This is a genomic window from Sphingorhabdus sp. M41 (genome assembly GCF_001586275.1).
Lineage (GTDB): Bacteria > Pseudomonadota > Alphaproteobacteria > Sphingomonadales > Sphingomonadaceae > Parasphingorhabdus.
In genome coordinates, this window is the sequence record NZ_CP014545.1 from 385,841 (window position 1) to 412,165 (window position 26,325).

At 56.3% G+C, this 26,325-nt stretch carries 33 protein-coding genes, 1 tRNA gene and 1 pseudogene; 9 read left to right on the plus strand and 26 right to left on the minus strand.

The features are described 5' to 3' along the window. Positions 1–88: 88 nt before the first annotated feature. The 11 genes from rplL to AZE99_RS01910 all read right to left on the minus strand — a co-directional run bounded on the left by rplL (position 89) and on the right by AZE99_RS01910 (position 7,315). Complete coding sequence (rplL, locus tag AZE99_RS01860; RefSeq protein ID WP_067197581.1) at positions 89–460, minus strand: 50S ribosomal protein L7/L12; 372 nt, start codon at positions 458–460, stop codon at positions 89–91. 42 nt (positions 461–502) lie between these two features. Beyond that, positions 503–1,015, minus strand: a complete 513-nt coding sequence (rplJ, locus tag AZE99_RS01865; protein ID WP_067197584.1) for a 50S ribosomal protein L10 — start codon at positions 1,013–1,015, stop codon at positions 503–505. A gap of 472 nt (positions 1,016–1,487) precedes the next feature. Continuing rightward, positions 1,488–2,267 (minus strand): transglutaminase-like domain-containing protein, encoded by a 780-nt coding sequence (locus AZE99_RS01870; protein ID WP_067197587.1) that lies wholly within the window; start codon positions 2,265–2,267, stop codon positions 1,488–1,490. 112 nt (positions 2,268–2,379) lie between these two features. Further along, positions 2,380–3,081 (minus strand): 50S ribosomal protein L1, encoded by a 702-nt coding sequence (gene rplA, locus AZE99_RS01875; RefSeq protein WP_067197590.1) that lies wholly within the window; start codon positions 3,079–3,081, stop codon positions 2,380–2,382. A 4-nt stretch (positions 3,082–3,085) separates the two neighbouring features. Beyond that, complete coding sequence (rplK, locus tag AZE99_RS01880) at positions 3,086–3,517, minus strand: 50S ribosomal protein L11 (protein ID WP_067197592.1); 432 nt, start codon at positions 3,515–3,517, stop codon at positions 3,086–3,088. A 181-nt stretch (positions 3,518–3,698) separates the two neighbouring features. After that, positions 3,699–4,226 (minus strand): GNAT family N-acetyltransferase, encoded by a 528-nt coding sequence (locus tag AZE99_RS01885; RefSeq protein ID WP_067197595.1) that lies wholly within the window; start codon positions 4,224–4,226, stop codon positions 3,699–3,701. A gap of 15 nt (positions 4,227–4,241) precedes the next feature. Continuing rightward, positions 4,242–4,778, minus strand: coding sequence for a transcription termination/antitermination protein NusG (nusG, locus tag AZE99_RS01890; RefSeq protein ID WP_067197598.1), 537 nt, complete (start codon positions 4,776–4,778; stop codon positions 4,242–4,244). Between the two features lie 31 nt (positions 4,779–4,809). Beyond that, the gene (gene secE / locus AZE99_RS01895; protein WP_067197601.1) at positions 4,810–5,004 is read right to left on the minus strand and encodes a preprotein translocase subunit SecE; all 195 of its coding nucleotides are present in this window, start codon (positions 5,002–5,004) and stop codon (positions 4,810–4,812) included. Between the two features lie 144 nt (positions 5,005–5,148). Continuing rightward, the gene (locus AZE99_RS01900; protein WP_067197604.1) at positions 5,149–5,724 is read right to left on the minus strand and encodes a DsbA family protein; all 576 of its coding nucleotides are present in this window, start codon (positions 5,722–5,724) and stop codon (positions 5,149–5,151) included. After that, complete coding sequence (locus AZE99_RS01905; RefSeq protein ID WP_067197606.1) at positions 5,718–6,410, minus strand: DsbA family protein; 693 nt, start codon at positions 6,408–6,410, stop codon at positions 5,718–5,720. The genes AZE99_RS01900 and AZE99_RS01905 overlap by 7 nt, the downstream gene beginning before the upstream one ends. 23 nt (positions 6,411–6,433) lie before the next feature. Then, complete coding sequence (locus AZE99_RS01910) at positions 6,434–7,315, minus strand: phytanoyl-CoA dioxygenase family protein (RefSeq protein ID WP_067197609.1); 882 nt, start codon at positions 7,313–7,315, stop codon at positions 6,434–6,436. A gap of 156 nt (positions 7,316–7,471) precedes the next feature. Here AZE99_RS01910 and AZE99_RS01915 point away from each other — a divergent pair, with 156 nt between their 5' ends. After that, positions 7,472–8,035 (plus strand): TetR/AcrR family transcriptional regulator, encoded by a 564-nt coding sequence (locus tag AZE99_RS01915; RefSeq protein ID WP_067197612.1) that lies wholly within the window; start codon positions 7,472–7,474, stop codon positions 8,033–8,035. A gap of 3 nt (positions 8,036–8,038) precedes the next feature. Here AZE99_RS01915 and AZE99_RS01920 read toward each other — a convergent pair whose 3' ends face one another. Then, positions 8,039–8,428, minus strand: a complete 390-nt coding sequence (locus tag AZE99_RS01920) for a VOC family protein (RefSeq protein ID WP_067197615.1) — start codon at positions 8,426–8,428, stop codon at positions 8,039–8,041. Between the two features lie 27 nt (positions 8,429–8,455). Beyond that, positions 8,456–8,531, minus strand: a tRNA-Trp gene (locus tag AZE99_RS01925). A gap of 243 nt (positions 8,532–8,774) precedes the next feature. On the opposite strand from AZE99_RS01925, the gene AZE99_RS01930 reads away from it, so the two are divergent. Both AZE99_RS01930 and AZE99_RS01935 read left to right on the plus strand, forming a co-directional pair. Continuing rightward, entirely contained in the window at positions 8,775–9,143 is a 369-nt protein-coding gene (locus tag AZE99_RS01930) for a PilZ domain-containing protein (protein ID WP_067197618.1), read from the plus strand. Positions 9,144–9,225: 82 nt separating this feature from the next. Beyond that, entirely contained in the window at positions 9,226–9,774 is a 549-nt protein-coding gene (locus AZE99_RS01935) for a cupin domain-containing protein (RefSeq protein ID WP_067197621.1), read from the plus strand. A gap of 30 nt (positions 9,775–9,804) precedes the next feature. Here the strand turns inward: AZE99_RS01935 and AZE99_RS01940 are convergent, their stop codons facing one another. From AZE99_RS01940 to AZE99_RS16040, 4 genes are all read right to left on the minus strand, one after another. Then, positions 9,805–11,025, minus strand: a complete 1,221-nt coding sequence (locus AZE99_RS01940; protein ID WP_067197624.1) for an aromatic ring-hydroxylating oxygenase subunit alpha — start codon at positions 11,023–11,025, stop codon at positions 9,805–9,807. A 52-nt stretch (positions 11,026–11,077) separates the two neighbouring features. Continuing rightward, a complete protein-coding gene (locus AZE99_RS01945; RefSeq protein ID WP_067197626.1) occupies positions 11,078–11,473 on the minus strand; it encodes a YbaN family protein in 396 nt (131 codons plus the stop codon). A 71-nt stretch (positions 11,474–11,544) separates the two neighbouring features. Beyond that, on the minus strand, positions 11,545–12,738 hold the full coding sequence (nhaA, locus tag AZE99_RS01950; RefSeq protein ID WP_067197629.1) for a Na+/H+ antiporter NhaA: 1,194 nt from the start codon (positions 12,736–12,738) through the stop codon (positions 11,545–11,547). 85 nt (positions 12,739–12,823) lie between these two features. After that, entirely contained in the window at positions 12,824–13,003 is a 180-nt protein-coding gene (locus AZE99_RS16040; RefSeq protein WP_156472056.1) for a hypothetical protein, read from the minus strand. Positions 13,004–13,127: 124 nt separating this feature from the next. Between AZE99_RS16040 and AZE99_RS01960 the strand changes: the two genes are divergently transcribed. Together AZE99_RS01960 and aat are read left to right on the plus strand one after the other, a co-directional pair. After that, positions 13,128–14,033, plus strand: coding sequence for a hydrogen peroxide-inducible genes activator (locus tag AZE99_RS01960; RefSeq protein WP_067197633.1), 906 nt, complete (start codon positions 13,128–13,130; stop codon positions 14,031–14,033). 63 nt (positions 14,034–14,096) lie between these two features. Continuing rightward, entirely contained in the window at positions 14,097–14,954 is an 858-nt protein-coding gene (aat, locus tag AZE99_RS01965; protein WP_067197636.1) for a leucyl/phenylalanyl-tRNA--protein transferase, read from the plus strand. A 35-nt stretch (positions 14,955–14,989) separates the two neighbouring features. On the opposite strand, the pseudogene AZE99_RS16485 reads toward aat, so the two are convergent. The 5 genes and pseudogenes from AZE99_RS16485 to AZE99_RS01985 form a co-directional block, all read right to left on the minus strand. Then, positions 14,990–15,430, minus strand: a pseudogene (locus AZE99_RS16485) (DUF2155 domain-containing protein); the annotation flags it as partial. After that, positions 15,427–15,834 (minus strand): NADH:ubiquinone oxidoreductase subunit NDUFA12, encoded by a 408-nt coding sequence (locus AZE99_RS01970; protein ID WP_067197639.1) that lies wholly within the window; start codon positions 15,832–15,834, stop codon positions 15,427–15,429. The pseudogene AZE99_RS16485 and the gene AZE99_RS01970, both read right to left, overlap by 4 nt. Positions 15,835–15,915: 81 nt before the next feature. Beyond that, the gene (locus AZE99_RS01975) at positions 15,916–16,419 is read right to left on the minus strand and encodes a DUF192 domain-containing protein (RefSeq protein ID WP_067197642.1); all 504 of its coding nucleotides are present in this window, start codon (positions 16,417–16,419) and stop codon (positions 15,916–15,918) included. A 17-nt stretch (positions 16,420–16,436) separates the two neighbouring features. Next, entirely contained in the window at positions 16,437–17,057 is a 621-nt protein-coding gene (locus AZE99_RS01980) for a cold-shock protein (RefSeq protein WP_067197644.1), read from the minus strand. Positions 17,058–17,213: 156 nt separating this feature from the next. After that, positions 17,214–17,843 carry a regulatory protein RecX gene (locus tag AZE99_RS01985; RefSeq protein WP_082788189.1) on the minus strand — a complete coding sequence of 210 codons (630 nt, stop codon included), beginning with the start codon at positions 17,841–17,843 and terminating at the stop codon, positions 17,214–17,216. 75 nt (positions 17,844–17,918) lie between these two features. On the opposite strand from AZE99_RS01985, the gene AZE99_RS01990 reads away from it, so the two are divergent. Beyond that, complete coding sequence (locus AZE99_RS01990; RefSeq protein ID WP_067197646.1) at positions 17,919–19,649, plus strand: fatty acyl-AMP ligase; 1,731 nt, start codon at positions 17,919–17,921, stop codon at positions 19,647–19,649. 142 nt (positions 19,650–19,791) lie between these two features. Here the strand turns inward: AZE99_RS01990 and AZE99_RS16490 are convergent, their stop codons facing one another. Next, entirely contained in the window at positions 19,792–19,935 is a 144-nt protein-coding gene (locus tag AZE99_RS16490) for a hypothetical protein (protein ID WP_335339220.1), read from the minus strand. 86 nt (positions 19,936–20,021) lie between these two features. Here AZE99_RS16490 and AZE99_RS16495 point away from each other — a divergent pair, with 86 nt between their 5' ends. Both AZE99_RS16495 and AZE99_RS01995 read left to right on the plus strand, forming a co-directional pair. After that, positions 20,022–20,360, plus strand: coding sequence for a hypothetical protein (locus AZE99_RS16495; protein ID WP_335339221.1), 339 nt, complete (start codon positions 20,022–20,024; stop codon positions 20,358–20,360). Then, positions 20,338–22,107 carry a putative bifunctional diguanylate cyclase/phosphodiesterase gene (locus AZE99_RS01995; RefSeq protein WP_335339222.1) on the plus strand — a complete coding sequence of 590 codons (1,770 nt, stop codon included), beginning with the start codon at positions 20,338–20,340 and terminating at the stop codon, positions 22,105–22,107. Before AZE99_RS16495 ends, AZE99_RS01995 begins: the two co-directional genes overlap by 23 nt. 15 nt (positions 22,108–22,122) lie before the next feature. Here AZE99_RS01995 and AZE99_RS02000 read toward each other — a convergent pair whose 3' ends face one another. Further along, on the minus strand, positions 22,123–22,854 hold the full coding sequence (locus tag AZE99_RS02000; RefSeq protein WP_067197652.1) for a ParA family protein: 732 nt from the start codon (positions 22,852–22,854) through the stop codon (positions 22,123–22,125). Between the two features lie 47 nt (positions 22,855–22,901). Beyond that, positions 22,902–23,252, minus strand: coding sequence for an arsenate reductase (glutaredoxin) (arsC, locus tag AZE99_RS02005; protein ID WP_067197655.1), 351 nt, complete (start codon positions 23,250–23,252; stop codon positions 22,902–22,904). Between the two features lie 157 nt (positions 23,253–23,409). On the opposite strand from arsC, the gene AZE99_RS02010 reads away from it, so the two are divergent. After that, the gene (locus tag AZE99_RS02010) at positions 23,410–25,620 is read left to right on the plus strand and encodes a TonB-dependent receptor (RefSeq protein ID WP_231862669.1); all 2,211 of its coding nucleotides are present in this window, start codon (positions 23,410–23,412) and stop codon (positions 25,618–25,620) included. A 147-nt stretch (positions 25,621–25,767) separates the two neighbouring features. Here AZE99_RS02010 and AZE99_RS02015 read toward each other — a convergent pair whose 3' ends face one another. Continuing rightward, complete coding sequence (locus AZE99_RS02015) at positions 25,768–26,307, minus strand: (2Fe-2S)-binding protein (RefSeq protein WP_067197658.1); 540 nt, start codon at positions 26,305–26,307, stop codon at positions 25,768–25,770. Between the last annotated feature and the right edge of the window lie 18 nt (positions 26,308–26,325).

The window sequence follows — 26,325 nt, forward strand, 5'->3', positions numbered from 1 at the left end:
CTGAACATCAGGCAATCTCGAAAACCATAAAAAAGGGGCGGCTTCCGAACCGGAAACCACCCCAAATTTTTGCAATAAACCGTCAGGCTTATTTGAGTTCGACGGTACCGCCGGCTGCTTCGATCTTCGCTTTGATGTCTTCAGCTTCGGCTTTGTTAACGCCTTCCTTGATCGCCTTAGGCGCGCCTTCGACGAGGGCTTTGGCATCGGTGAGGCCAAGAGCCGTGATCGCACGGACTTCTTTAATCACCTGGATTTTCTTGCCGCCGTCGCCGGTCAGGATTACGTCAAATTCGGTCTGCTCTTCAGCAGCTTCGCCAGCGGCAGCCGCTGGACCAGCAACTGCAACAGCAGCAGCAGCAGAAACGCCCCACTCTTCTTCAAGTGCCTTGGACAGTTCAGCCGCTTCCATGACGGTGAGTTTCGAAAGTTCTTCGACCAGTTTTGCAATATCAGCCATTTTAAATACGCTCCAATTTTCTAAATATTTGAAAAGTTAAATTCATTCACCCGTAGCAGCATAAGCGCTGGTTACGCGTGCAACACTGGTCGCCGGCTCGACGAGAACCCGTGCGATTTTGGTTGCTGGTGCCTGAAGCAGTCCAACAATCGTTCCGCGCAGTTCGTCAAGCGAAGGCATGGATGCCAGTGATTTAATGCCAGCTTCGTCAAGAAGGGTATCGCCCATTGCGCCGCCAACGATTTCCAAACGTTCGTTGGTTTTTGCAAATTCCACTGCGATTTTTGCAGCGGCCACCGGATCATCCGATGTGGCAAGCGCGACCGGACCCGTCAGCATATCTGCTATCGGGGCATAGTCGGTTCCTTCCAGAGCCAGCTTGGCAAGGCGGTTTTTAGAGACTTTGAAGCTTGCGCCTTCGTCCCGCATTTTCGTCCGCAGCGCCGTTGATTGCGCAACAGTCAGACCCAGGTTGCGTGTTACCACGACCACCCCGGCCTGCTTGAAAATAGCGTTCAGAGCGACAACCGCTTCGGTCTTTTGACCACGATCCATATTTTGCTCCTTCACGTGGATGAGGGCCGAAACCCACATCCGATTCTAGTTATCGTCATCCTGAACTTGTTTCAGGACCCCCCGGAGGCAACGTGCTTCCGTGAGAGATGCTGAAACAAGTTCAGCATGACGAGCGAAAGGACTGATCGAAACCAATCCTGTATAATCCGAAGGGGGGTTTTGGTCGCTCTGCCGCGTTGGAAAACGCTGGCTGCGTGCCCGTGTGTCTCCACACGAAAAAACTGATCCCCGTCTAGGCTGGAAATTAAGAGGGCCAAATTACCCTCACCCGCTGTCTCGGACGGAAATTGTGATTCTTTTGACGGAAGCACAATTTGTAGGGGAGCCATTAACGGGTGGGGCGGGGATGTCAAGGGGTGAGGCCTTATCTCGCTATGATCAACTGGTCGCCAATATTGTCAGAGTCGACTGCAGCCAGCACGTCGTCAGCAATGGGGTCGAATGGACAATTTCAAACCCGCGCCACCTGCACCCGCTGCTTGACCATATTCAGGCTGCCGAAGGCGGTGAGGAAGGAGACATCGGTGGCGTCGCGGCCGATGCCGATGACCGCCATGTCCGATGCTCGCGCCATGCCGGTGGGGTCGATCAGGTGCCAGCGGCCATCGAGGAAGACTTCCGGCACGGCGTGGAAATCCTGCGGCTGGACATCGGGGGCATAGGTGCTGGCAAAGCGGGCCGGGATATTGGCGGCGCGGGTCATGCTGATCATGATATGGGCATAATCGCGGCAGACGCCCTTGCGCGCGGCAAAGCTTTGTTCGGCATTGCGGTTGGCATTGTCGACATCGGATCCATAGGTCATGGTCCGGCCGATATAGGCGGAAATCGCTGCCACAAGCGGCCCGCCGCACAGACCGGCAAATTCGCTGCTGACCACCTGGTCGAAAGCGTGGACGGAGCAATAGAGCGAGTTGAACAGATAGGGCACGGCTTCACCCGGCAGGTCAGGCAGGGCGGTTGCGGGCAGGGTGGTGAAATCCGGATCGCTGCGATTGATTGCGACCTGTGCGCTATAGGCGAGGGTCAGCTGCTCCTGCTGCGTGGTCCATAGCCTGGTGCCGATGCCATCATGGGCGGGGACGATAGTCTTGCTGCCAGACGGACCGATGTCAATATTCGTGTCGGTGAGGATCTGGTCGGACGTCGCTGCCGCCTCGACCTGGACCAATATCGTGCAGGGCGCGGCGAGGCGGTAGGTCAGGTCCGCGCTGATCTGCAAGTGGGTCATATCGGTCCTTATAGAAAATATGGCGCATGAAAAAAGGCCGGGATTGCGCCCGGCCTTTTTCTAATAGCTTTGCATGTCATCCCCAGCTTTTGCCGGGGCGACGGGAGGCGAATCAGGCGCCTTCAATCTCGCCGAGATCAACCTTGAGGCCTGGGCCCATGGTTGTGCTCAGACCGACTTTGCGGACATATTTGCCCTTGGCACCGGCTGGTTTCGCCTTGACGACAGCGTTTACGAGCGCGTCGAAATTCTTGCGCAGATCGGCTTCGGAGAAGCTGGTCTTGCCAATGCCATTGTGGATGATACCGGCTTTTTCAACGCGATATTCAACCTGGCCGCCCTTGGCGTCCTTGACCGCTTGGCCGACATTCGGGGTAACCGTGCCGAGCTTCGGGTTAGGCATCAGGCCTTTTGGACCAAGTACCTTGCCGAGACGACCGACGAGGCCCATCATGTCCGGTGTTGCAATGATGCGATCATAGTTGAGATCGCCGCCCTGCATGGCTTCCATCAGATCTTCAGCACCAACCGTATCGGCGCCCGCTGCCTTTGCTTCGTCTGCTTTCGCATCCTTGGCAAAAACCGCGACGCGGGTTTCCTTGCCCGTGCCGGCAGGAAGCGAGATCACGCCGCGGACCATCTGGTCAGCATGGCGAGGATCAACACCAAGGTTGATCACGACATCCAGAGTTTCGTCAAATTTGGAAGTGGAAGCGAGGCCTTTCAGCGTCTTGATTGCTTCATCGATGCTGTACAGTTTTTCACGATCGACTTTTTCGTTGATCGCCTGCATTTTTTTGGAGAGTTTCGCCATGTTCTTATCCCTCCACCACATCTACGCCCATCGAGCGTGCGGTGCCTGAAATGATTTTCATGGCTTGTTCAATGCTGTTGGCATTGAGGTCGGCCATTTTCGTTTCGGCGATTTCCTTGATCTGCGAAGACTTGATCGATCCGCCAGAGACTTTGCCTGGTTCGCTGGAACCTTTTTTCAGCTTGGCGACCTTCTTGATCAGGTAGCTGGCTGGTGGTGTCTTGGTTTCAAAGGTAAAGCTGCGATCGCCATAGACCGTAATCTTGGTCGGGATCGGCGTGCCTTTTTCAAGCTTGTCCGTAGCCGCGTTAAACGCCTTACAGAATTCCATGATGTTAACGCCGCGCTGACCCAATGCTGGGCCGATTGGCGGGGATGGATTTGCAATACCGGCAGGTACTTGCAAATTGATGTAGCCATCAATTTTCTTAGCCATTTGGCTGTCCTTTTCTTTCTGTTTCCGTCGTTGCCAAAAGCTTGGACGGATCAAATTAAGTGGTCAGACAGAGACGGATGTCTCTTCCCACGATGGAATTATCGCTTTTTTCGCGATAACGCGGGCCGCATAAGCGAAGTGCGGCGGATTGGCAAGCGATTCGAAAAACGGACCGAAACTCTCAATCGCGGAGAATCAGCCGATACAGAAGTTCCGGATCACAATGATCACCGACCATGAAAATTGTATCGGCAATATGCTCAAAGCCATAGCGGTGATAAAAGGACTGTGCGCGGAAATTTTCGGCATAGACGCTAAGGATGATCTCCCCGCAGTGGCGCTCGCGGGCCTGCGAGATGACCCAGTCCATAAACTGCCCGGCCAGACCTGTTCCAAACTGGCTGTTATCGAGATAGAGTTGCGACAATTCGATCGCGCTGGCCTTGCCCGGATCATAGTCCAGGCCGATTTTGGTGGAAATCTTGCAATAGCCGACCAAGGCGCCGCTGGCCTCATCTTCAGCCAGACGATAAATGGTGTCGGCGTCGGCTATGTTGGCAGTGATGCGGGCTTCCGAGTGCGTCTGCTCCAGAAAACTGGCCAGATCGTTGCTCGAATAAAGATTTCCGAAAGCACTGGTGAACGTGGCTTTACCCAGCTTCGCAAGCGCCTCAACATCTTGAGGACAAGCAGGGCGGAGCCGGATCAACTGTGAGAGCCAGTGCTAGCTGATCAGGTCGACTTCGCCAAAGTCCAGTTCGACCGGGGTTGCGCGGCCGAAGATGGAGACGGAAACCTTGACCTTGTTCTTGTCGAAATCCAGTTCCTCGACAATGCCGTTGAAGCTGTTGAACGGGCCGGATTTGACCTTGACCTCGTCGCCAATTTCATAAGCAACCGTGATCCGTTCCTTCGGAGCGTTGGCCGCTTCTTCCTTGGTGTTGAGAATGCGGGCCGCTTCGGCTTCGCTGATTGCCTGGGGCTTGCCGCTGCTGCCGAGGAAGCCGGTTACCTTGGGCTGGTTCTTGACCAGGTGATAAACATCATCGGTCATTTCCAGCTTGGCCAGAACATAGCCGGGGAAGAATTTCCGCTCCGACTGGATCTTCTTGCCGCGCTTGACTTCGGTGATGGTTTCGGTCGGGACTTCGATATCCTCGACCAGTTCGGTCAGGCCGAGACGCTTGGCGTCCGCCTCAATGGCTTCCTTGACCTTGTGTTCAAAGCCCGAATAAGCGTGAATGATGTACCAGCGTGCCATGCGAATAACCTAAAAAATCTGAGTGGGGCGTTTATGCAAGGCTGAGAAGCCAGGCTACAATCCCGTTAAAAACCGAATCAACGCCGAGAAAAAACAGGCCGAGTATCGTGGTCATGATCAGCACGAGGATCGCCGTACGGACGGTCTCCGGCCATGTAGGCCAGACGACCTTATTGGTCTCGGCCTTGACCTGATTCATGAATTCGCCTGGATTGACTTTCGCCATGCTTGATTCCCTAAACTTTCTCGCCGGTTTCCACATAAACTCCGGGTGTCAGTCATTTGACTGTGTTCGGATATATGCATGGTTTCGGAAAGAACCAGCCCTTTATACCCAGATTCCCGGATTCGCAAGAAAAAGAACGGGATTTTACCGGACAGTCGCCGCTTCGATCAGCGAGCCTATCCACGGGAGATGCTCGCGGCCGACAAAAAGCTGGTCTGCAATGACATAAGAAGGCGATTCGAAAATTCCGGATTCTTCTGCTTTGGCGCGGATGGATAGCAGCTTTTCACGGGCCGATACCATGTCGGGCGGAGCCAAGCCGAGAGAGGAAAGCAGCGACGCGACCACCGCTTCGTCATCCAGATCTGCCTGCTCGGTCCAGTAAGCGTCAAAAGCAGCGCGGAGGAACGGGACCGGGTCGCCGTCCATGTCAGCCAAGGCGGCGAGGGCGGTTTCGCTACCTGCCGCTGTTACGGCAAATCGCATCGTCCGTCCCTGAACCGCCGCATAATGCAAATGCATGTCTCTCTGGGCGATCGCACGGACGCGGCGGTGTCGTTCGCCGACCGTCTCGTCTGCTTGTTCTTCGGGAATGGAAAAGGGGCGGACCGAGAAGGGTAGCCATTCTATCTGCACGCCGGTTTTGCTGGCCAGAGCCAATGTCGGTTCGAGCGCAAGGAAGGATCCGGGTGACTTGAAATCGATGAAGATGCTCAGCATGGCTGTGCCTCCATGGCGTCAAATTCGTACGCGATATCGGGTGCCGGACCTTTCCGCCCTTCCAGATGCCAGCGGACATAAGGCAGAAGCTCGCGGCCGAACAGGATCGTGCCGTCAAGAACATAGGTCGGTACGCCGTAGATGCCGCTCGGGTGGAGCTGCGACTGCAGGGCGTCATGCGCGGCGCGGCCTTCGCCTTGCTGGAAGGCGGCAAAGCCGGTCGAGTCGATGCCTGCCTGCTCCAGACAGGTTTCGACTATGGCGACATCTTCTATATCCAGCTCCCGCCGCCAGAAAGGCGGATAGACCGCTTCGAGATAATCCCCGAGCCGGTCGCGGGCGGTCTGCATGGCCCAGGATATCCCGATATTGGCGATCGAGGAATCCCAGATCTTCTCGGTGCCCTTGAGCATCAGTCCCTGACGCTCGGCATAGCGGCGCGCATCGCGATAGGCATATTTGATCCCGACCCACTGGCTGGCACTGCGGTTGCTTTCAACGACCTTGCCCTTGCTCTTGCGTGCTGAACCGAGATAGCTCGGGATATCGAGCGTCAGGGGCCGCCAGTCAAAACGCATAGCCAGAGATTTTTCCAGCGCCAGCGTCGGCCGGATGGCGGCAAAGGCATAAGGGCTCTTGATGTCGACATAGACGATCAACGGTGCGTCACTCTCCAAGGCTTTCATAATGGTCTCCCTTGGATGATGGCTCAATCTTTCGACAAAATTCTGCTCGGGTGCATGCCATCGACATAGCCCATGAAGGGCGGGTGGATATTGTAGCCCAGCAATTCCTGCACCCGTTTCGGGAAGCGCGCCACTTTTTCAGGCGATACCGCGAGCAATTGCTGTTCCAGCGGACGGCACCAGCCCTTGCAGAATTGCGGTGTCACGATCAGGCGGGGAACATCGGAACTGTTGCCGCCACCGCGATGCCATAAAGTCCCCTTGGCGATCATCAGTGAACCGGCCGGCATGGTCGCCTTGATCATGTCGGGATGGTCATCCTTGCTGCCGGCTTTTTTGTCTGTGACGCCCGTCTTGAAATCGGAACCGCGATTGGCGCCGACCGGCTGTTCGTTGCCCCATTTGTGGCTGCCGGGGATGATTTCGGTGGCGCCATTGGTCTCGGTCGTGTCGCTGATCGACCAGAAAGTCGACAGGCTGAGCGGGTCGCGCGGCCGGGCCAGCCCGCAATGGCTGTCATCGAAATGCCAAGGCTGAACGGTTTCGCCGGGATGCAGGTTGATCGCCAGGCAGGCATAGAGCAGGCAGCTTTCGCCCAGCTCCCGTTCGGCAAAGGCCAGTTGCAGCGGATGGGAAATCAGGTCGGCAAAGACCGGGTCCTTGTCGAGCATCCCGTAAATGCGATTGGACTGGTCGCCTTCAAAATTGTTGCGGCCGCGGATGTCGGCATCGATCCATGGCTTGAGCGCTGCGCGCTGTTGTTCCAGCTGCCCGGAGCTCAGGACATCGGTGAAGATGACATAGCCATCCTCCTGATACTGTTCCCAGGCATCATCAAAACTGCGGTCATTGAAATAGCGGCTAAGGTCAGTCGCAGGTGATTCAATCTTGCTTGCTACATTCATCGGTTCGCTCCTTGATTCGCTATCCGGATTATCTCTAACTGCCATTTGAATTGAATTCAATTCAAATGGCAGTTAGAGGGGGGTGGACAGGACGAACCAAGGAGACTGGAAATCGCCGGGGACAACAGGACAGCCCATGGCTCTGACCGCAAAGTTTTGCGTGCCGCCAAGATATTGGCCGCTGCAGAAATGTTGTTGCGCGAAGGGGGCGGGGAACTTGAAATGGGGCAGGTTGCCGAGAAGGCCGGCGTGTCGGTCGGGCTCGCCTACCATTATTTCGGCTCCAAATCCGGCATGCTGGGCGCGATAATCCACGCGTTTTACGATCGCTATAATCAGGTGGCGAACCAGTATATCGATCCGGATATCAAATGGGGTGTACGCGAGAAAAGCCGCTTAATGGCCGTGGTCGAATTTCTCTACAATGACCCGATGGCTCCGGTCATTCTCGGCAAGATGGCCCGGACCAACCAGGTCGCGGCGGTTGAATCCGCTCGTCATGAAGAAATGATCGAAATGGCAATCCGCAACATCCGATCGGGCATCAAGCGGGGTGATATCGGTTCCCATATTGATCCGACCATCGCTGGCGCAGCCATTACCGGTGCGATACGCAGCGGAATCATGCACGCCATGGGCATGCATCCGCGGCCGGATCCGGCCAAGCTGACGCACCAGATATGGGGGATGATTGCCGGGGCGCTCGATATCGAGCGATAGTCGTCAATAGCGTTCGATCAGATCCCACTTGTTGCCGAATGGATCGCGCCACTTCACAACCATGCCATACGGCTCCTCGCGCGGTTCCTCGAGGAAAGCGATGCCGGAGCGCTGCATGATCGCAAAATCCGTTTCGAAATCATAGGTTTCCAGAAACAGGAACACCCGGTCCCCGGCCTGTTCGCCGATCACTTCTTCCTGGGCCTCGTTGGAGGCGCGGGCGAGCAGCAGTCGGGTTTCGGTGCTGCCCGGAGGCGCCACCAGAACCCAGCGCTTGTCTTCGGACAGCTCGGTATCTTCGATCAGTTCGAATCCCATCAGCCCGACATAAAATTCGATAGCCTGATCATAGTCAGGAACGATCAGGCTGATGGCGGCAATGAACTGGGGCATGAAGATTTCAATTATTGATGGGAAAAATGGCAGGAGTGCACGGACTCGAACCGTGGGCCCTCGGTTTTGGAGACCGATGCTCTACCAACTGAGCTACACTCCTGCACGGGCCGTATCACCCTTGCGAAACAGCCGGTTCGCGCGCCTTAGCGTCCCGTGACGCTTTCGGCAAGCGTGATTGTTCCCCGGGAAGTCAAATCGCACCATAGTTAAATTTCACCGACCCGTTGTTTACCTTAGGAGGAAAGTGGGGATTTACCCGTCGGGTCGAAACAGGTTCTGTCGCGGTTTCTTCATCGGCCAGGGAAGCGATCGCCATAGCGAAGCGCACGCTAAGGAGACAGAAATGACAGATTCACTGGTTCACAGCTCACCGATTTCCGCCGGCCATAACCCGGCTGCAATGCCATATGGTATCGCACAGGGAGCAGACCGATGTGCCCTTCGGCACCAGATCTCGATCCCGGCCAAAATGCGATTTTCCTGTTCCAGCAGCTTCCCGGTGCAAGTGACCGATATGTCGGTCGCCGGATATACGTGCGATGCCCTGCAGACCGCCCATCCCGGTACCTTGTGCTGGCTGACATTGCCGGGGCTCGGCGCGCTCGAAGCCGAGGTTGTCCGCCGCGACAATCAAGGAATCGGCTGCTCGTTCAAAAACCTGCTCAATCCGGCGGTATTGGATCATTATATCGCAAAATATCGGATGGCCTAGATAGCGCCTAGCATTTTATCGCCTTTTCCGGAGGGGGTGACTGCTGCTAATGTCATGATCCAATTCCGGTCCGGAGGACGATATGACAGATGCTGGCGCTCCCATAACCGACAAACCCGAACCGCTTAAAGTCTTGCGCATTTTCCGGGGCAAGGACGCGCCCAGTCTCGATGAGGCCGGGCATATGTCTTATGCTGACGACGATCCGGTGATCCTGAACGGTGCGGCCAAGCTTGGCGAAGCCGGCATAGGTGAAGGGGCTGTGCTCAAATGCCTGTTCAGCGGCTTTGGTTTTTCGCTCCACTATGTCTGGTTCAAGCCCGGCTATCCGCTGCCGCTGCACAGCCATGACAGCGACTGTCTCTATTATCTGATCAGCGGGGATATCCGTATGGGCACGGAAGAAATGGCCGCGGGTGACGGTTTTTTCCTGCCCGCCGGCACGCCCTATACCTATACAATCGGCGACGAGGGCGTCGAACTGCTCGAATTCAGAACGCAGGAAGATTTCGACATCCGGTTCAAGGGCAAGACCGACGCCTATTGGGAGAAGATGCTCGAAAAGCTGCGCGCCGAGCAGCCGAAATGGAAAGAGGCGCTGCCCCCGGTCAGGGACTATCGCAACGCCTGATCAAGGGCCTGATCCAGCGCCTGATCCGGGTCACTCGGCTGCCTGCAATTGCGGTGCGAAGATACGGTCCAGTTCGGCATCATCCGCCTTGGTCAAACGGTCGACCCATTGGTGGAAGGCCTGTCCGCCGCCTTCGTTACGGCCAAACCAGACCTTGTCGATCAGGCCGGATTGCAGCGATTCATGCTGGCGTTTTCCGGTCTTGTAATCTTCTTCGGCGACAACGACTTCCAGAAAGTCAAACTGCTCCCTTGCGCCCTGACGGACAGCATCATCGGTTGGCGCATGTTCCATCACGTAAAATTGCGTGGTGAAACTTTCGCCGACGGTTTTGCCGGGGAAGAGCTGCGATATCATCGCCCCGCGCCCGCCGCCGCCATAGAAGCTGGCGATCGAGATATGCGGAAAGATCGTCCAGACGCCCTGTAACAGCGCGTCGATCGGCCAGTCCTTTTCATCCATTTCGGTGAGATCGAGCTGTTCGTCGCTGCCGGTTTTCTGGATGAATTTCGATGGCGAGGACAGGCGCTGATGCGGTCCCCAGGAGAAATAATTGGCGCGGTTGAAAAAATCCGCGCCGAACGTGTCCTTGTGCAGCACCGGCAGATGGTAAAAGTCGAGATAGCCGTCATAGGCGGTTTTCCAGTTCGGCCCCGGAATCGTCCGCTGGTCGAACAGGTGCCAGCTGTCGAAGCCGAAATGTTCGAGCAGGCTGTCATAACCGCAGAGATAGGATTCGATATCCAGCGTGCTGTCCGGGTCGAGCGTTGCCCAGATCAGGCCGGCGCGTTCCAGCGTCGGGAATTTCTGCAGGCAGAAGGCGGCCTTGTCGACCGTGCCGAAATCTTTCGGAGAGGCAATCGCCAGCAGGTCACCATCATTCTTGAAGGTCCAGCCATGATAGCCGCAGGTGAAGCGCGACGCCTTGCCGCTGCCCTGGGCCACCGGATTGCCGCGATGGGTGCAGCTGTTCAGGAACGCCTGCGCGGTGCCGTCTTTCTGGCGCGTCATCAATACCGGGATGCCGGCCATTTCCATCGCCTTGTAACAGCCCGGTTCCGGCAGTTCGCAGGATGGCGCCATCATCAGCGGCAAGCGTTTGAAGATCAGATTTTTCTCGCGCTCGAACCGTGCTTCATCAGTATAGTCGGATGCGGGCACGGCGACCACGTCACCGACCAGCTCCATTGTATCCGCCTTGCCATGCTCAACCAGTGAGCGGGTCATTTCCAACAATTGCTGCCGCGACATTTTTCTCTCCTCAGATTCCGGCAGAGATTATCAGATTCGAAAAATGCGGGAACTATTCTTTCTGCGAAGGGGTACGCGTTGAGGATATTCCGGACACGGGCTCGTTTCGGGTCCAGATCCAGCTGCCACTGATCAGCGCCGCGGCAATCGGTACGAGATTCCAGGGCAGTTCGACAAACAGCAGGGCGATCACACAGCTGACGGCAAAAGCGATCGTCGCCGACCATTTGCCACGCCGGCTAATCGCCCGCCGCTCGCGCCAGTTTTTGATATGATGGCCAAAGACATGATGATCGACCAGCCAGGCCTCCAGCCGCGGCGAACTATTGGCGAAACAGAAGGCGGCGAGGATCATGAACGGCACTGTGGGCAGCAGCGGCAACAAGACGCCAATGCCGCCGAGCGCCAGTGAAGCAAGGCCTGCTACGAGATAGAATTGCCGTTTCATGCCTGCGCTCTATCATGGTTTTTATGGAATGCCGACAGATTCGATATGGCGGTGTTGACACGAGGGAAAGATCAAGCCGGCTTTGCCATAAGGGCCGGATCGGGTGACGAGGCAAAGCGCAGCAGGCAATATCCGAGCAGGCCTGAAATTACCGAACCGCTGATCACGCCGAGCTTGACCGTTTCGATCTGCTCCGGATCGACAAAGGCGAGATTGCCGATGAACAGGCTCATAGTGAAGCCGATGCCGGTCAGGCAGGCGAGGCCGTAGAGCTGCAGCCAGCTGACACCGGCGGGGCGCTTCACCAGACCGACTCTGGTCGCCAGAAATATGAAGCCGAACACGCCAAGCTGTTTGCCGACCACCAGTCCGGCAGCGATGCCGAGCGCAAGGGGTGCCATCAGATCCGTAATTTTCAGTCCGGCGAGGGAAACACCGGCATTGGCAAAGGCGAATATCGGCAGCACCAGAAAGGCGGTCCAGGGGTGCAGGAAATGTTCGAGATGTTTTAGCGGAGAGCTGCCATCCTTTGCGTTCAGCGGAATTGCCAGCGCAGCAATCACTCCGGCCAGCGTAGCATGGACACCGGATTTCAGGACGCATATCCACAGGAATATTCCGACCAATATATAGGGTGCGGTCCGGATCACCCCCAGCCGGTTCATCGCGAACAATAATATGGTTCCGCCACCGGCCAGCAACAGCGAGAAGCTCGATACTTCGGCGGTATAAAACAGGGCGATGATGATGATTGCGCCAATATCGTCGATAATCGCGATCGCGAGCAGCAATATTTTCAGTGAGACCGGTGCTCTTTTGCCAAGCAAGGCGAGTACGCCCAGAGCAAAGGCGATATCGGTCGCCGCCGGGATCGCCCAGCCGTTGACATTCTCCGGCACGGTCCAGTTGAAATAGAGGAACACCAAGGCGGGGAGAGCCATGCCGCCAACCGCTGCAATGGCTGGGAGCGAGGCTTGCTCGATCGTCGACAGCTGCCCCTCGAGCAGCTCGCGCTTCACTTCCAATCCGACCAGAAAGAAGAAGATCGCCATCAGCCCGTCGTTGATCCACAGCGACAGCGGCTTGGCAATTTCCAGGGCGCCGAATTGCACGGCAACCGGTATGTTCAGGAAAGCCAGATAATAGGGATTGAGGGCGCTATTGATGGCGACCATGGCTGCCATGGCCGCGCAGAATAATATGATGCCTGCGCTGGTTTCTTGCGCAATAAATTCCTGCAGGGCAGCGCCGGCCTTTTTTACCATAAGACAGTCATCCTCGTCTGAAAAATCGGGGCGGTAGCAATTGAGGATATGCTGCCGCCCCAGTTGTGGGGGAAGGAAAGGTGATTCAGACGGCTTGGCTCGCCTGACCGCGTCGAATACCGCGCTGATGGTTGCGGATGCGTTCGGCCAGGCTGCGCTGCAATATCTTAAGGGCGCGCATCTGCTCGCTATCGTCGTGACCAGACGCGATCTGGTCACTCAATTTGCGATGTTTACGGATCAGGCTGTTGGTATATTGTTCCACGGCTTATCCTCTTTCTATCGTGCATCTGCATCGACAGAGTTGATATGAGGCGAAGTGCGTGATAAGTACAATCGAATGAAATCGTGACAATCGATAGACTATTTCTATAGGATGCTATTGCGCTATGCCCACTTTACGCCAGTTTGAATATCTCGTCGCGGTTGCCGACCAGGGCCATTTCGGCAAGGCTGCGCAAGCCGCCGGCGCGTCGCAGCCCACCTTGAGCCATCAGTTGCGGACCCTGGAACAAAGACTGGGGGTGACACTGGTCGAACGGCGAACCCATGGCGCCGAACTGACTCCGGTGGGCCGGGAAATTGCTGCTCGCGCGCGTCAGGTTCTGGTCCAGGTGAAGGATATCCGTGATCTGGCGGAACGGGCGAGCGACAGTCTGGCGGGGATATTGCGCTTTGGCGTTTCGCCGACCCTGGGTCCCTATCTGATGCCGCCGGTGATTGCGGCTCTGCACCGCAGCCGTCCGGACCTGCGCTTTTACATGCGCGAAGGCATACCCGATCTGCAGGCGATGGAATTGACCAAGGGCTCGATCGACATGCTGCTCGGGCCTTTGCCGATCGAGGGCGAAAACCTGCATATCGAACCGTTGTTTCGCGAACCGCTGATGCTGGTCGCGCCACCGGATCATCCGCTTGCCGCGCGGCAGGATCTGGTGCTTTCCGACCTCGCGGGATTACCGGTGCTGAGCCTCGACCGCCGGCATCATCTCCATCGCGACGTGGCGCGTCAGTGCCAGCAGCATGACATGAACCTGCTGCGCGACTATGAGGGCACCAGCCTCGACAGCGTGCGGCAGATGGTGGCTTCGGGACTGGGGCTGGCGATTTTGCCGGAACTCTATGTGCGTTCCGAACTGGCTCGCGGCGGAGATGTCGCCCTGCTTGAAGTCGAAGGCTGGTCTGTGACCCGCAGTATTGGGGCCGCCTGGCGCACCAATGCCGGTTTTGCCAGCGAATATGCAGCGATTGCAGAAAAAATTGCCGATGAGGCCCGTGTGTTGATGGCCGATTGAGGGATGGCGATCTTTGTCTATTTCCATCTGGGCGAATGGGGTTGATCGGGTTATTCGCTATTCATGACTATTAATCTGGACCTTTTGATAAAAGCCTATGCCTCGGGAATCTTCCCGATGGCCGATGCCCGAGATGACCCGGATACATTCTGGGTTGAGCCCAAAACGCGTGCTATCCTCCCGCTCGACAATTTTCAAATGTCGCGCTCGCTCCGCAAAACCATCCGATCGGACCGGTTTCGGGTTTCCTCCGACAGCGCCTTTGCCGAGGTGATCAAGATTTGTGCCACAGAAGCGGCCGATCGCAAGGAAACCTGGATTAATGCCGAGATCGAAGAGGCATTCAACAATCTCCACCAGCTGGGCCATGCGCATAGTGTCGAATGCTGGCTGCGAGACAAGGAAACCGGAGAGGAGAATCTGGTCGGCGGTCTTTATGGTCTGGCAATTGGCGGTGCTTTCTGCGGCGAAAGCATGTTTTCGCGGGCCAGCGACGCATCAAAAGTAGCTTTGGCGTGGCTGGTAGCCCGGTTGAAAGTCGGAGGATTCTCGCTGCTCGATTGCCAGTTCATGACGGATCATCTGGCGTCATTGGGCGCTATTGAAATAAGCCAGGAAGCCTATCTGGATGAACTCAGAAAAGTAAGAGGCTATGCGCCGTCTTCGGACTCGGCGATCAGGTCACCGATCAAATCTGCCGGTGCGTTATTTGGTGAAGGGGACGGCCTGGCTGCTGGCGCCGGTTTGGGCGCGGGAGCAGCAGGGGCTGCGGTTTCCGGCACAGTTGCGTTCGGTGCGCTTGATACACTATTGGCAAGATTGGATGAGGATGTTCGCGGAGCGGTTGGATTGACCGCATCTTCGGAGGGCTCCTCTTCGCCCGGGAAGCTCATTGCGCAGCTTTTGACCCAGACATCATAAATCGGATGCTCTACAACATTCAGCGAAGGTGATTCCCGAAACAGCCAGCCGGAAAAAACCCGTTTCCACTGATCTTCACCCGATCGAGTGGAGGGGCGATCGTTGACCAGAAGCTGGACGAATGCACCCTGCTCGGGAGTCAGTTCCCATGGCGCCGTTCTCTCACAGGCCCGCAAGCGGACAATTGCACGTCCGATACGGACGGACTGACCCGGCCGCAGCTCAAGATCCCGCGTGAGACCGTTGCGTTTGTTGAGAAAGCCGAGCGTGGCGACCCGTTCCGCCATTGGTGTACCAATTTGCTCGGTCACCGATGCGACCAGATCGCCATCGGTTGCGGCGAGCTCGCGTTTTTCGGCCGCCTGGCCGGTCGCATGTTCATCGACCTTGTCGCTGCTGAACCAGCCGCAGCCAGTCAGCAGAAAGGTCGCCGCTAGCATCGAAAAGGAAATGGATTGGCGCGTCATGCCTGTCATTCCGCTTCGGCGGGGTTCCAGGGTTCATAATCGCCAGTTGCCGGAGCGCGGTGACCGCCTGCTTCCAGCGCACCTGCCGGTCGATAGGCTTGCGCGGTACCGGTCAGGTTGCCGCTCGGTTCTTTTTCCCAGATGCGGGCTTGCGGCAGATGGCTTTCCGGTATTTCGTCATAGCTGTGATGGAGCCAGCCATGCCATTCTGGCGGCACCCGGCTGGCGTCATTGGCACCATTGTAGATGACCCAGCGTTGTCCTGCAGGGTGGCCGGCGCCAGCTTTTTTTGCCTGGAAATAGATATTGCCAAACACGTCCTCGCCGACACGCTTGCCATTGCGGGCGCTGAACAGGGAGGTGCCGATCGTCGCGCCGTCCCACCAAGTGAATATTTTCGCCAATATGCTCATGCCGTTCGCTTAGCCCCGCAGCCATGCGCTCCGCAATGAAAAAATGTCAAATGTGGCGGATGTCGGAAGAAGCAGGGATACTCATTGCCAGGCAACGGTGTCACCTGGCTTTATACCCAGTTCCGCTGCCCGGCCGGCGGCGATTTCGAGCACTGTGGCAATGGGTTCATTGGAGCGTACCGGCGCGAGCGAATAGGGTATCGTGTCGGCTGCAATTGATTCGATAGTCCCGTTCCTGCGGATGAAGATAATATCGAGCGGAATCACCGTGTTCTTCATCCAGAAACTTGCGACGCGGTCCTCGGTGAACGGGAAAATCATGCCCTTGTCAGGGGCCAGCCGGGTCCGGAACATCAGGCCCTGAGCCTGCTGTGCGCCACTCTCTGCCACTTCTACTATGAAAGCATGTGTCGCGTCCGTCGTCCGAATGCTCAAAGCCACCTGATTGAGGCCAGCTTCGGAGACAGGCAGTTCGTTTTGGACGCTGGTTGCGGTGGTTTCGCTCGACCGCCCTTGACAGCCGGACAGGCCGACAACCGAAAACAGCATCAGGGGAAGCGCGACCGCTTGTGATATCTTCAACATCTGGATGAGCTTCTGTTCTAGTTCGACGGGGGCTGGCAGACTTGCACGGCCATATGGCCGCGGTTGCCGTCTCTTATGCGGGCCAGCAATTGTTGGCCCGGAACGACCTCGATAATGCCTGCGTCCCGAAGCGTTTCCATATGGAGGAAAATATCGCCGTCAAAATCGTCGCTCACCAAAAAGCCATAGCCTTTAGCGCGGTTAAACCATTTTACCTCTGAGTCGATGAATGTAGAATTGTCGTCGACAATATGGATGGGCTGCCGGGCGCTAGACGCTGTTGACGCTTCATTTCGCGGTCCGCACTTGGACAGGTCAATATCGAGAATTCTGGTGGCCTGCAGCCCCTTGGGTGCGACGGCATATTCACAGGTGACGATTGCCATCTCGGGCAATTCCCGTGTGCCGAGGGATTCCAGCAGACTCCAGTGAACCAATATGTCCGATTGTGGGGTGGAGTCATTATCGGATGCTTCATTATGGTCCGGAACGATGAAACCAAAGCCGCGATGACTGTCGAACCATTTTACGCGACCTGTAGCGCGCAGCAATTCACCATTGGTTGATGCATGATCGTCATCGCTGGCATGGGGCGCGTGACTATCCGCAGGGTCAGGTTCCGCAAATAAGCTTGCCACGATGTATCTCCGAACAAAACTAAATCAAATCAAAAGTCTAAATATTTCGAGTCGCAGCGCGGGATATATCATAATTAATATAAACTTGCGATTCTTGACGTCAAAAAGACTTATTTACTCCAAAATGGGGAGATTTCCGCTCCAAATTGGGTTAAATTATTCTTCGGCTGCGATCTCTTCGCCGGGTTTGGCGAAGACAAAACGAGAGGCAAGGTCCAAATCATGGCCGGCGCGCAAGAAAGCCTGCAATTGCTTGCGGCACTTATCGTCTGCCTGCTGGGCTTCGGCATAGGGACCAATTCTTCGTTTGCGCGCAAATTTATCGGCGGCGGCCCATTTGTTCGACTCACTGGCCTCAAACGCCTCGCGCCCGTCCGCTTCGCTGATGCCCGCCTGGTACAGCGCATGCTCGACGCGGCGGGCTCCATAACCCCGGCGGGTGAGGGCCGAAGCTTTGTTCTGAGCGTATAAAGCGTCATCAATATAGCCCCGTTCCGCGAAACGCTCGACCAGCTGGTCAACGGCAGGAGGGGCTGCATCATCCCATTCTCTCTCGCGAATTTTGCGGTGCAGATAATCCGCCAGTTTTTTCCGGCTCGTTGCATATCGCTCGACATAGCGTATAGCCAGCCGATGCAAGCTCTCCTGATCTAACGTTTTAACGCTGTTTTTCAACGGTTTGACCTTCAACTGTGATGTCTGCCCTTTTTGTGCCACAGTCGGGTCGAAATTTAAACGCCAGAGGTAATCAATGACGGCGGTAAATGCGGTTAAAAGGGAGGTCATTCAGACCACTTATCCCATTACCGAACGAGAAAGATTGATTTTAGGAAGGCTGGACCTCCCGGAAATGGATATTGGATGACCGAATTGACACCAACCCCGACTTTGGATGAACTCCCTCGTCGCTTCTCTGATTTTGATACATTGGGGAGTGCGCTGGACTATGCGTCCCAAGGACAAAAGGGTTTCAACTTTCATGACGCCCGGGCGTCGCTTGTCCGGGTTTATCCGTTCAGCGAATTGCGAGAAGATGCGCTGGCGTCGGCAAAAAGATTGATCGCGGCCGGTATAAAGCCCGGCGACCGTGTGGCGCTGATTGCAGATACGGAACCGCAGTTCTGCGCGCTATTTTTTGGTGCCGTCTATGCCGGAGCGCTGCCGGTTCCATTGCCATTGCCAACCTCTTTTGGCGGCAAGGAAAGCTATATTGACCAGATCGGCGTGCAGCTGGACAGCTGCGACCCTGCTTTGTTGCTCTTCCCCGACGAGATTGCGGAATTGGCGGGTGCGGCAGGCCGGTCCCGGTCCATTCCGATCTCCGGCTGGGACGCTTTTGCGCAGCAGGATGTTCCGGACGTGCCATTGCCCGCAGCCAGCAGCAGCGATATCGCCTATTTGCAATATTCCAGTGGCTCGACCCGGTTCCCGCATGGTGTTGCCGTCACGCATAAGGCGTTGCTGCACAATCTGGGCTCTCATGCTCATGGCATGCTGATCAACAGCACGGATCGCTGCATTTCCTGGCTGCCCTTCTATCATGATATGGGGCTGGTAGGCTGCTTCCTGTCAATGGTCGCCAATCAGGTCTCGACCGATTATCTCAAGACTGCGGACTTTGCCCGGCGACCTTTGTCATGGCTGGACCTGATCACCCGCAATCCGGGTACGTCCTGCAGCTTTTCGCCAACATTCGGCTATGAAATTTGCGCGCGTCGCATCGGCAGCCAGTCCAATGTCCAGGAGCGGTTCGATCTTTCGCGCTGGCGGCTGGCGGGCAATGGCGCGGACATGATCCGGCCCGACGTGATGCAGCGGTTTACCGATGCTTTCGCGCCTGCAGGATTTGATGCCAAGGCCTTCCTGCCGAGCTATGGTCTTGCCGAAGCAACGCTGGCCGTCACATTGATGCCATCGGGCGAAGGCATGGAAGTGGAACTGGTGGAAGAGACCGAGCTTTCCGGCGAGAAAAAGAGTGATGGTAGTCGCCCGAAGCGTTTCCGCGCGATCGTCAATTGCGGCAAGCCCGTGCGTGATACCTTCCTGGAAATCCGTGAGGAAAATGGAGCGGTGCTGGCTGACAAAACCATCGGCAAGGTCTGGATGAAGGGACCGGCGGTGATGGAAGGCTATTATCGCGATCAGGAGGCGACCGATGCCTGTCTGGTCGACGGCTGGCTCGATACCGGCGACATGGGCTATCTGTCGAACGGCTATCTTTACATCGTTGGCCGCGCCAAGGACATGATCATCATCAACGGCAAAAATCACTGGCCGCAGGATATCGAGTGGGCTGTCGAACAATTGCCTGGCTTCAAGGCCGGAGACATAGCCGCTTTCGCGATCACCACACCGGGCGGGGAAGAAACACCCGCCGTACTCGTTCAATGTCGGACTTCGGATGAGATCGAGCGTCTGCGCCTGTGGAACGAAATCAGGGAAAAGGTGAGGGCGATTACCGGCATGAATTGTGTGATCGAGCTGGTGCCCCCTCGTACCTTGCCGCGTACAAGTTCCGGCAAGCTGAGCCGCGCAAAGGCCCGGAACCTCTACCTTTCCGGTGATATTCAGCCATATGCCGTGGCCGCCTGAACCAGGTTATCTGATTCTAATCGGGCTTCGCAAAAAAATTTAAGCCGATCCTTACTTTTCGCTAAGAATTTCAGCGTAGGGACGACCGGTGTTAAAAACTATTGCTCAATCCGGTTTGCCGCGGGAAATTCCGCTTAGCGTTTTACTTGGCCTGTCCGACCCTGATGGCGTTGATTGGGGCCGTATTCGTGCGCTGCAGTTCAGTGGCAATAATCAGCATGGTTTGCTGAAGATTGTGGCAGCGATCGTGTGTGGTCTGCTGATTGTCCAACTGGGTGTTGGCCATGTCAATATTCTGCTTCTCGGTCTGTGGCTCGCGGGTTTGTCAGCGTTATATATCTACGCCCATCTGCTGTATCGCAAGCAATCGGCTTGGCAGCGGAAAACAATCAATCGCTCGGACATGAGTTTATTTTATCTCATTTCCCTGGTCGGTGGATCGCTGTGGGGCGCCGGTTTTCTGCTTTTTGCGTTCAGCACAGACCTGATGACGATGATACCGGTATGGGCGATGATCATCTGCCTGATGGTGGGGTCTGCAATGCTGTTGTCAAATATGCCGCTGAGCAGCATTTTATTCATCTCGGCGGCCGGCGCCGCAACGATTATTGGCTGGCTTTATATCGGGAGCTACCATTTGGCTTTGGCCTCGCTGGCAATCGCGGTCTTGTTGATTTCCGGATGCCTGATGACCGGCCGGTCATTCATTGACAGGAGAGTCGCAGAAGCCAGCCTCAGCGAGAAAAGTGAAGTGGTCAGCCTGTTGCTCAAGGAATTTGAGGATACGGGCGCGGACTGGCTGTGGCAGACTGATACGTCGCGCCGCATAACGCATGTTTCACCGCGGTTTGCCCACGCCATCGGGCAGCCACCGGAGGAGATCGAGGGCAAGCCGTTCCTGCAACTGGTCGCGGGTGAAGCCTGGGATAGTGGAAAATTCTCGACCGCTTTGCACGAACTGGCGGACAAGCTGAAACGCCGTGATAGTTTCAGCAACATGCTGGTACCGGTCCAGATCAATGGGGAAAATCGCTGGTGGGAATTGTCCGCTTCGCCGAAACTCGACGATAGTGGCGCCTTTCATGGGTTCCGCGGTGTCGGGTCGGACATTACTGAGCAGCGTGAATCGGCTGACAAAATCTCGCATATGGCCAGATTCGATACGCTGACCCGCTTGCCCAATCGCCTGCAGCTGACCGATGCGGTCATAAAAGCGATGCAGGCGGCTGAAAAATGGAACGGCCGTTGCGGCTTCATGATGATCGATCTCGATCGCTTCAAGGCGGTGAACGATACGCTGGGCCATCCGGTGGGCGACCGGTTGCTGGCACGCGTGTCCGATCGCCTTCGCTCGATCATGACCGACAACGAGCTGTGCGGTCGTCTAGGTGGCGATGAATTTGCCATCGTGATCAAGGAGGCCAGCGACACGCAATATATGGAATTGCTGGCCAAAAAGATCATCGACACTCTGTCCCGGCCTTATGAAGTCGACCAGCATACACTTTACATCGGCGCCAGTGTTGGCACTGCGATCGGTCCCCGTGACGGACGTACGGTCGAAATGCTGATGCGCAGTGCCGATCTCGCGCTCTATCGTTCGAAGGACCAGGGCGGCGGCGCATTCACCCATTATGAGCCGCAACTCCACGTCCAGGCGGAAGAGCGCCGGGTAATGGAAATTGCCCTGCGCAAGGCGCTGGAGAATGACGAGCTGTCGCTGAACTATCAACCCGTGGTCAGTGCTGATTCGGGTGGGGTCGTCGGGTTCGAAGCGCTGCTGCGCTGGACCAGCCCGGAATTTGGTATTGTATCGCCGGCCAAATTCGTGCCGATAGCGGAAGATGCGCGCCTGATCGTCTCGATTGGTGAATGGGTCATGCGGACCGCGTGCAAGGAAGCCATGGCGTGGCCATCCACGGTCAAGGTTGCGGTCAATGTTTCAGCCGACCAGCTGACCGAAGTGAATTTCCTCTCGATGGTCGTGTCTGCACTCGAGGACAGCGGACTTCCTCCGAACCGTCTCGAGATAGAAGTAACCGAAAGCATTTTCATGCACGAGGGCAATGGTGCTGCAGAAGTGCTGGATCAAATCATTGCTCTGGGCATCAACCTGTCGCTTGATGATTTTGGTACCGGCTATTCCTCGCTCGGCTATCTGCGCAAAACGAGATTCACGACGATCAAGGTGGATCGCAGCTTTGTTCAGGGTGCTGCCAAAAACGCACCCGAGAGCCTCGCCATCATTCGCGCGGTGGTTGCTATGGCAGACGCCCTGGGCATGTCGACGACCGCCGAGGGTGCGGAGACGGAAGAAGAAGTAAACATGATCAAAAAGCTCGGCTGTCGCAAAATCCAGGGCTATTATTTCGGTCGTCCGATGGTCGCCGATGATGCCAAGAATCTGTTCGGCATATTTGAGCCCGGGCAATTGGCATATGGTCAAAAGTCCGCCTGAGCGGGCGTTCCGAATCTAGTTTTTTGCCAGTCGTTTTTCAATGCCGCGCCAGATTCGGGCATAGGCCTGGGCGGCGGGGCTGCGCGGTGCGAAACTGCCGACCGGTTTCTGCAATTTGGTCATATGTTCAACGGCGCTCGACATCGGGATGACCGGCCATTTCGGTTTCCGAAGCAAGCCCTGATTGTGGATGGAGCGCCGTCGATCAACCATTGTATATACCGGCAGCAAGGGCGCATGTTTTTTGCCGCTGCTGTTCAGGAATATCTGGACATCGGTGAGCGCGCGTTCCGAGAGCGGGGACGGGATTGTCGGTACAATCACGATATCGGCGTTGCGCAAGATCTGTTCGCTCGTTTCCGTCAGACCCGGCGGGCAATCGAGGATGATCCGGTCATAATCCTTGCCCATTTGCTTGAGCAATTTTCCGAGATGCCGCTTCTTGTTGATCTGGAAGAACAGCCGGTCGAGCCCACGTAGCGACACATCCGCAGCCAGCAGGTCGAGATTGGCTATTTCCGTATGCTTGATCAATTTATCCGGTTTGACATTGCCGGCGACCATTGCGCGCGCGAGGTCCTTTTTCATCTGGTCGCCCTTGAGAATGAACGAAGCCGCTCCTTGCGGATCAAGGTCCCAGAGCAAGGTCCGGCGCGAGCTGTTCACAGCGCTGTTCCAGGCGAGATTCACAGCCGTGCAGCTTTTGCCAACGCCGCCCTTCATGCTGTAGACTGCGATTACCGCCATTATCTTTCCCGCGTCGTTTCATTCCAATCCGCTGGAACAATTTCGTGCTAGAGCAGCTCTTGCACGATTTCCTGCGGTCGACACAGTCTGACCCCCTTGTCGGTCTCGACCAGCGGCCGGTTGATCAAGATTGGCTCTTGAGCCATGGCATCCAGAATCTGATCGGCCGTCGCGTCGTCCTTCGTCAACCCCAGCTCCTCAGCCGGCGAACCGCGCACTCTTAAGCCTTCCTGGGGGGTCATTCCAGCATCGCGGTAAAGTTGTTCCAGCTTGGCACGACTGGGCGGATTTTTCAGATATTCGACTACGGTCAGATCAACTCCGGGCGCTTCTTCCAATATCGCCAATGTCTTGCGTGATGTGCCGCATTTCGGATTGTGCCAGATTGTTGCCTTCATGATTCTCTCCCGATTCTTCAATAGAGTCTCATAAACACGAATTGGCCGAAGGGTTCAAAGAAAACCCAACCGCTCCGAGCTTGTGTGTTGCATATGAAAACCATTCGCATTAGCAGCGCGGTTGTTCAATCCAGTTTTCATATCAGGTAGATTCTCTGTGAATATTGTTCCGCGCCGTTCTTTGCGCTTCTGCGTTTCTGTCAGCCTCGCCGCGATTGCAGCGAATCCAGTCCCCGTCGATGCTGCAGAGGCGTTGGAAGACGGCTTTGCAGATGATCAGGAGATTATCGTCACCGGTGAAAAGGAAGGCTATGTTGCGATCAGCAGCGCGGGCTTGAAAACCGACACGCCGCTGATCGATACACCGCAGACCGTCTCGGTCGTTACTCGCGAGCAGCTTGACGACCAAGCACTTCAGGATATTGGCGACATTCTCCGCTACACGCCGGGTGCATCGATCGGGCAGGGTGAAGGCAATCGCGACCAGATCACCATCAGGGGACAGAATAGCACCGCGGATTTCTTCGTCGATGGCATTCGCGACGACGTCCAATATTTCCGGCCGCTCTACAATATCGAGCGAGTCGAGATTCACAAAGGTCCCAATGCGATGATCTTTGGCCGCGGCGGCGGTGGCGGGATCATCAACCGGGTGGTCAAATCACCGATTGCCGATCGCCAGTTTGGCGAAGCAACCGCAAGTGTCGACAGCTTCGGCGCATTTTATCTTTCGGGTGACCTCAATCTGCCGGTGGGTGAATCAGCTGCTTTCCGCCTCAACGGTCTGTATGAGGAATTCAACAACCATCGTGATTTTTACGATGGTCGCCGGTTCGCCATCAATCCGACCTTCGGCGCCGAATTGGGCGACAAGAGCCGGGTTATGCTATCCTACGAATATGTCGACGATGACCGCGCAGTAGACCGTGGCAATCCGGCGGAACTGCGCGCTCTGGGCGATGACTGCTCGTTTGCCGACCCTTGCGGCCCGCTGACCGGCTATCACGATACATTATTCGGGCAGCCCGGCACCAATCGCACGACGCTGCAGGCGCATGTCGTCAAGCTGCGCGTGGAACATGATTTCAGCGATGATCTGCGTTTCAGCACGACCACGCAATATGGTGATTATGACAAGCTCTATCGCAACGTCTATCCGGTCGATGCGCGCAGCAACGACATCCGGCTGACGCCGGCCGCCAATTCCGTCACCCTCGACGGTTATGTCGACACGACCGACCGCGAGAATTTCATCACCCAGGGCAATCTGTTGTGGACGGGCGACACCGGGGCTTTTGACCACAGCCTGCTACTCGGTTATGAATATGGCGAGCAGAAATCCGCCAACGCCCGGCGGGATATATTATTTGATAATAACGGAGATGGATTGCTGGACTCAAGTGTTTCGATTCCGAATTTACCAAATGATGATGACCAAACCACTGTCTCACTGACAGATCCGATTGTGACGCCTATATTCGGCTTCCCCGCCTTCAGCCGCAGCACTGTTTCCGACCTGAAGTTCCTGTCGCTTTATGTGCAGGACCAGATCAGCATCGGCGATCATTTCGAGATTATCGGCGGTGTACGTTTTGACCGGTTCGATCTGGATGTGAACGATATCCAGAGCAGCCTGCTGCTCAGCCGGACCGACGAGAAATTCTCGCCGCGTTTTGGCGCGATATACAAACCGCAGGAGAATATCTCGATCTATGCGAGCTATGCGAAGAGCTTTCTGCCACGTTCGGGCGACCAGTTTCTGACGCTCACTCCGAACAATGCCAATCTGGCGCCGGAAACTTTCGAAAATCACGAGGTCGGGGTAAAATGGGATTTGACACAGGCGCTCAGCCTGACCGCTGCCCTGTTCCGTCTCGACCGCGACGATCAGTCGATCCTGCTCGATAATCAGGGCAACACCACCCTGTCCGGTTCCAGGACCGAAGGCGTCGAGTTCCAGCTCGTCGGCAAGCTGACCGAGCAATTGCAGATCAACGCAGGCTATAGCTATCTCGACGGCCAGCAGCGCAACGCAACTACCGTAGGCGGTCAGGAATTGCGCCTGTTCCAGGTGCCGGAACATATGGTCTCGTTGTGGACAAAATATGATTTCACCCCCCAATTTGCTGCCGGTGTCGGGGTGACCCATCAATCAAGCCAGTTCGCCACCAACGACAATACGGTCCGCATCCCGGCATTCACCCGGGTCGATGCTGCGCTCTATTATGATGTCAGCGAGCAGGTGCAATTGCAGCTCAACGTCGAAAATCTGTTCGACGAGACTTATTATCCGTCGGTCCATAATAATGACAATATTTCAACCGGCGAACCGCTGAATGCGCGGCTGACCGTGAAATTTGGTTTTTAGACATTACGAGGAACTTGTGCCCCGGCGAAGGCCGGGGCCCATCTCGGCACGGTACGGCAAACTGACAAGAATTCACGATATCGACCGCTCGGCTTGAGAAGGCTCCGCCGGAGCCTTCGTCGCCTGCGCCCTTCGCGGGTGAACAACTCATTTTTGGGGCGTCAGCGCCGGCACCGCCTTGGCGGCGTCTTCCGGATCAATCCCCGGTGGCGGGGCGGCGCTGAGTACCGCTTCGCCGCGGGCCACGCGCCCGGCGCGCTGGATTGCTTCGCGGATGCGCGGATAGGTGCCGCAGCGGCAGATATTGGTGATTGCCTCGTCGATCGCGGCTTTCGACGGATTGGAATTTTTCTTCAGCAGAACCGCTGCTGCCATTATCATGCCTGACTGGCAGAAACCGCATTGCGGCACATTTTCCGCTGCCCAGGCCTGCTGCACCGGATGGCTGCGATCGCGCGACAGCGCTTCGATCGTGGTAACAAAACGGCCTTCGAGCTCGCCAATGGTGACTAGACAGGAGCGGATGGCCTCGCCGTCGACCTCAACCATACACGCCCCGCAATCACCGGTGCCGCAGCCATATTTCGTGCCAGTCAGATTGGACGCATCGCGCAGCGCCCAGAGAAGCGGCGTATCCGGGTCCATCCGGTACCAGACCGGCCGGTCATTGACGGTAAATTTGGTCATAGGACTCTGCTCGTCATC

What these genes read in the sequence shown, in the direction of transcription:
- AZE99_RS01960 (WP_067197633.1), top strand. Translation starts at nt 13,128, where the DNA reads ATGCCCACTTTACGCCAGTTTGAATATCTCGTCGCGGTTGCCGACCAG.
- AZE99_RS01975 (WP_067197642.1), bottom strand. Translation starts at nt 16,419, where the DNA reads ATGTTGAAGATATCACAAGCGGTCGCGCTTCCCCTGATGCTGTTTTCG.
- rplL (WP_067197581.1), bottom strand. Translation starts at nt 460, where the DNA reads ATGGCTGATATTGCAAAACTGGTCGAAGAACTTTCGAAACTCACCGTC.
- AZE99_RS01970 (WP_067197639.1), bottom strand. Translation starts at nt 15,834, where the DNA reads ATGAGCATATTGGCGAAAATATTCACTTGGTGGGACGGCGCGACGATC.
- AZE99_RS01870 (WP_067197587.1), bottom strand. Translation starts at nt 2,267, where the DNA reads ATGACCCACTTGCAGATCAGCGCGGACCTGACCTACCGCCTCGCCGCG.
- nusG (WP_067197598.1), bottom strand. Translation starts at nt 4,778, where the DNA reads ATGGCACGCTGGTACATCATTCACGCTTATTCGGGCTTTGAACACAAG.
- AZE99_RS01985 (WP_082788189.1), bottom strand. Translation starts at nt 17,843, where the DNA reads ATGACCTCCCTTTTAACCGCATTTACCGCCGTCATTGATTACCTCTGG.
- AZE99_RS01905 (WP_067197606.1), bottom strand. Translation starts at nt 6,410, where the DNA reads ATGAAAGCCTTGGAGAGTGACGCACCGTTGATCGTCTATGTCGACATC.
- AZE99_RS01920 (WP_067197615.1), bottom strand. Translation starts at nt 8,428, where the DNA reads ATGCCCCAGTTCATTGCCGCCATCAGCCTGATCGTTCCTGACTATGAT.
- secE (WP_067197601.1), bottom strand. Translation starts at nt 5,004, where the DNA reads ATGGCGAAAGTCAATCCAGGCGAATTCATGAATCAGGTCAAGGCCGAG.
- AZE99_RS01910 (WP_067197609.1), bottom strand. Translation starts at nt 7,315, where the DNA reads ATGAATGTAGCAAGCAAGATTGAATCACCTGCGACTGACCTTAGCCGC.
- AZE99_RS01995 (WP_335339222.1), top strand. Translation starts at nt 20,338, where the DNA reads ATGACCGGCCGGTCATTCATTGACAGGAGAGTCGCAGAAGCCAGCCTC.
- arsC (WP_067197655.1), bottom strand. Translation starts at nt 23,252, where the DNA reads ATGAAGGCAACAATCTGGCACAATCCGAAATGCGGCACATCACGCAAG.
- nhaA (WP_067197629.1), bottom strand. Translation starts at nt 12,738, where the DNA reads ATGGTAAAAAAGGCCGGCGCTGCCCTGCAGGAATTTATTGCGCAAGAA.
- AZE99_RS01900 (WP_067197604.1), bottom strand. Translation starts at nt 5,724, where the DNA reads ATGCTGAGCATCTTCATCGATTTCAAGTCACCCGGATCCTTCCTTGCG.
- AZE99_RS01945 (WP_067197626.1), bottom strand. Translation starts at nt 11,473, where the DNA reads ATGAAACGGCAATTCTATCTCGTAGCAGGCCTTGCTTCACTGGCGCTC.
- AZE99_RS01935 (WP_067197621.1), top strand. Translation starts at nt 9,226, where the DNA reads ATGACAGATGCTGGCGCTCCCATAACCGACAAACCCGAACCGCTTAAA.
- rplJ (WP_067197584.1), bottom strand. Translation starts at nt 1,015, where the DNA reads ATGGATCGTGGTCAAAAGACCGAAGCGGTTGTCGCTCTGAACGCTATT.
- rplK (WP_067197592.1), bottom strand. Translation starts at nt 3,517, where the DNA reads ATGGCTAAGAAAATTGATGGCTACATCAATTTGCAAGTACCTGCCGGT.
- AZE99_RS01940 (WP_067197624.1), bottom strand. Translation starts at nt 11,025, where the DNA reads ATGTCGCGGCAGCAATTGTTGGAAATGACCCGCTCACTGGTTGAGCAT.
- AZE99_RS02015 (WP_067197658.1), bottom strand. Translation starts at nt 26,307, where the DNA reads ATGACCAAATTTACCGTCAATGACCGGCCGGTCTGGTACCGGATGGAC.
- rplA (WP_067197590.1), bottom strand. Translation starts at nt 3,081, where the DNA reads ATGGCGAAACTCTCCAAAAAAATGCAGGCGATCAACGAAAAAGTCGAT.
- AZE99_RS16490 (WP_335339220.1), bottom strand. Translation starts at nt 19,935, where the DNA reads ATGGCCAACACCCAGTTGGACAATCAGCAGACCACACACGATCGCTGC.
- AZE99_RS02000 (WP_067197652.1), bottom strand. Translation starts at nt 22,854, where the DNA reads ATGGCGGTAATCGCAGTCTACAGCATGAAGGGCGGCGTTGGCAAAAGC.
- AZE99_RS01990 (WP_067197646.1), top strand. Translation starts at nt 17,919, where the DNA reads ATGACCGAATTGACACCAACCCCGACTTTGGATGAACTCCCTCGTCGC.
- AZE99_RS01930 (WP_067197618.1), top strand. Translation starts at nt 8,775, where the DNA reads ATGACAGATTCACTGGTTCACAGCTCACCGATTTCCGCCGGCCATAAC.
- aat (WP_067197636.1), top strand. Translation starts at nt 14,097, where the DNA reads ATGACTATTAATCTGGACCTTTTGATAAAAGCCTATGCCTCGGGAATC.